The sequence below is a fragment of the Fibrella musci genome, from assembly GCF_041321105.1.
Lineage (GTDB): Bacteria > Bacteroidota > Bacteroidia > Cytophagales > Spirosomataceae > Fibrella > Fibrella musci.
On sequence record NZ_JBGGWD010000015.1, the window covers coordinates 1 to 3,410 of the forward strand.

1 protein-coding gene is annotated in these 3,410 nt (G+C 57.3%); it reads left to right on the forward strand.

Features of this window, described 5'->3' with window-relative positions; all coding sequences use genetic code 11:
- Positions 1–199: 199 nt before the first annotated feature.
- The coding region (locus tag ACAW74_RS28685) for a non-ribosomal peptide synthetase (protein ID WP_370701654.1) at positions 200–3,410 on the forward strand (3,211 nt) is incomplete at its 3' end.

The following is a 3,410-nucleotide window of genomic DNA, read 5'->3' on the forward strand; positions in this document are numbered from 1 at the left end:
GTGGCGCTGGTAGCGGGCTACGAGCAGGCGCTGGGGTCGGTGGTGGCTCACTGTATGGAGCAGGGGGAGCGGGAGCTGACGCCGAGTGATCTGAGCTACAGCCAGCTGTCCATCGATCAGCTTGACGCCATTTTCGATGACTGACAATGATCGAATTTACTATAAGTTTTATCTATAAAGCATTGATAAATAAATAGTTATGTTTAATAAGCAGAATATCCAGGATATCTATAAACTGTCGCCGATTCAGGCGGGCATTTATTTTCACTGGTTGTCGGAGCGCGAAACGGCGGTCTACATTGGCCAGTCGTCCTATCGGTTCCACGGTGACCTCCGGCTCGATCTGGTGCAGCAGGCACTCAACACAATTTTTGAGCGGCACGCTATTCTGCGGACGATTTACACCCACAAAAAGACGGATGATATTCTTCAGATTGTGCTGAAAAAACGCTCCGTCGACGTAGCCCAACAAGACCTGCGCCACCTGCCTGCCGATGAGCGCGATCGCTATATTGATAGCTACCTCGTCAGCGACCGACACCGGCCATTTGACCTGAACCGCGACGCTCCCATGCGGCTAGCCGTGCTTCAGTCCGATGAGCGCGTGTATGATCTGGTCTGGACCAATCATCACATTGCCGTTGATGGCTGGTGTCTGGGGATACTGATCAGCGAGTTTTTTGCCTGTTACAACGCGCTGGTGGCCCAAAAGCCGCACGAACTGGCACCGGCCGGACAGTATGGTCAGTTTGTCCAATGGCTAAATGAGCAACCGCAGGCAACCGCCGCCAGCTACTGGACCACGTACCTGACCGAGGTGGATAAACCGACTGGTCTGCCCCTACATACAACTACACCCACGAGCGACTACGTACCCGATGAGCAGGTACTGACACTCACCGAAGCCGACACGACCCGGCTGCACACACTGGCCGAACAAAACCGACTGACGGTAAGCTGTCTGTTGCAAGCGAGTTGGAGTCTGCTGCTGGCGCGATACAACGATACTGACCGGGTGGTTTTCGGGCTGGTTAGCTCGGTACGTCCCCCCGTCATTGCTGGTGTCGACCGGATGGTGGGGCCGCTGATCAATACGCTGCCCATTGCTCCAATCGTGGATCAAACCGCCTCATTGCTGACACTGGCAGCGTACCTGCAAACGCAACGCGTGGAGGGCGATCAGTACAGCTATATGCCCCTGAGCAGCATTCAGGCCGCGCATCCGCTGGGCAACCAGTTGCTCGACCATGTCTTTGTCTTCGAAAATTTCCCGGTAAGCCAATTGCTCGGGCAACGTGACCTGGTGGCGGGTATTGACCAGATCGAAGCTCGCTCATCATTCGCACAGACGAATTACAACCTCAATCTTATCGTCCTGCCCGAACGGCAGCTGTCGGTGCTGGTCAACTATAACCAGGCCGCCTATAGTCCGGCGTTCATTAGTCAGGTCGTGGCGGATTTCCAGGCCATCATTGCTCAACTGCTCGCTGCACCCGATGCGGCGCTACGTACCATCCAGTTTCCCTCTACCCAGCCTGCTCCCGTCATCGAGTCCGAAGAGGCTGATTGCGCGGTGGGCTTGTCGCTGCCGACGCTTTTCCGGCAAACGGCCAGCCGTCGGGGTAACCACTTGGCGCTGGTCGACCAAAATCAGTCGATCACATACGCTGACCTCAGCGCGCGGGTCGACCGGCTGGCGAGCTGGATGCGGCAGGAGGGTGTGCAGTCGGGCGATGTCGTAGGCGTTTGTCTGGACCGTTCCGCCGATTGGGTTCTGGCCGTGCTGGCGATCTGGCAGGCGGGGGGCGTCTATCTGCCCCTGTTACCGACCCTACCTCTGGAACGGCAACGGCACATGCTGTCGGATAGCCGCTGCCGGTTCGGTATCGGTGATTCCCCTGCCTTCGGTGCCTCTATTACCGTACTGTCGATGGCAGAAGGCCAAACTGACGTGGGGCCAATCGTGCCCACCGACGTACCGGCGACACAGACGGCGTATATCATTTACACCTCAGGTACGTCGGGCCTGCCCAAGGGCGTACCCATACGCCACGAAAGCCTCGTGTGTCGGGCGCTGGATCACGGCAACTGGCTATACCTCACCGACGCCGATGTGGTTTTGCAATCAGCGTCCATCTCGTTCGACGCCTCGCTGATCGAAGTGACCATGACCTTGCTGGCGGGCGCAAAACTCGCCATTGCCAAAGAGGCTGTCAAAACTAATACCGATTTCCTGACCGACTGGCTCGACCAGCAAGGGGTAACGACGGCCATTTTTTCACCGGCCTATCTGCGGCTGCTCAACCGCCACCCGCTCCCCACGGTTCGTAACATCATTACCACGGGCGAGGCTGCCTCATTGCCAGATGTCCTCCATTACGCCGCCAGCAAGGCGGTGTTTAACGGCTACGGCCCGACTGAAACCTGCGTGGGCGCTACCTATCATCGGGTCGATGCCAACCAGGCCGACCGCTATGCACAGGAGGGGGGCATTCCTATCGGAAAACCTTTTGCCCATACCGCCATCTACCTGTTGAATCAGGCTGGTGAGCCCGTACCAACGGGTTGCGTGGGTGAGCTTTGTGTAACCGGAATCGGACTAGCCAATGGGTATCTGAACGACGACGTGCGCACGGCCGAAAAATTCATTGCCAATCCTTATGCCCGGCAGGCGTCGGAAGATCGGCTCTACCGGACGGGCGATCTGGGGTACGTCAGCAGCACCGGCGATTTGCAGTACGTTGGCCGGGCCGATGACCAGATTCAACTGCACGGTGTTCGGGTTGAACCCAAAGAAATCGAAGCCGTTTTTCGCACTCACGACGCTATTACCGAGGCCGTGGTCCTGTTTGACCGTAAGACGACTCAACTGCGTATTGCGCTTCAATCGGACACGCTTATTAGCTATACCGACGAGCTACGTACCTGGGCCAGTACCTGCCTGCCCGCGCACATGATTCCGTCGGAAGGAATTGTGCTGGCCAGCTTTCCGCTAACAGCCAGTGGTAAAATCGACCGGCACCAGTTGATGAACGCTACGCCGGAGGTAACAGATGATGAGGTGGTTGCCGAGCGGATTTTGCTGCCCGAGCCGACTCAGCAACTGATGGCGGTCTTTGCCGATTTACTCGGCAAAGCCAACGTCAAACCAACGGATCATTTCTTCCGGCTGGGTGGCGACTCGATCAAAGCCATCCAGATCGTGTCGCGGATGCACCGGCTAGGTTATAAACTCGATGTACAAACCATTTTCAAACACCCCATCATCGACGATCTGGCGAATCAATTGAGTCGGGTGGGGGCGCTCATCGAGCAGACCCCCGCCCAGGGCAGCTTCCCCCTCACCCCCATCCTGGCCAGCTTCGCCAACCAGCCCCGCCACAACCCCAACCACTTCAACCAGGCCCTCT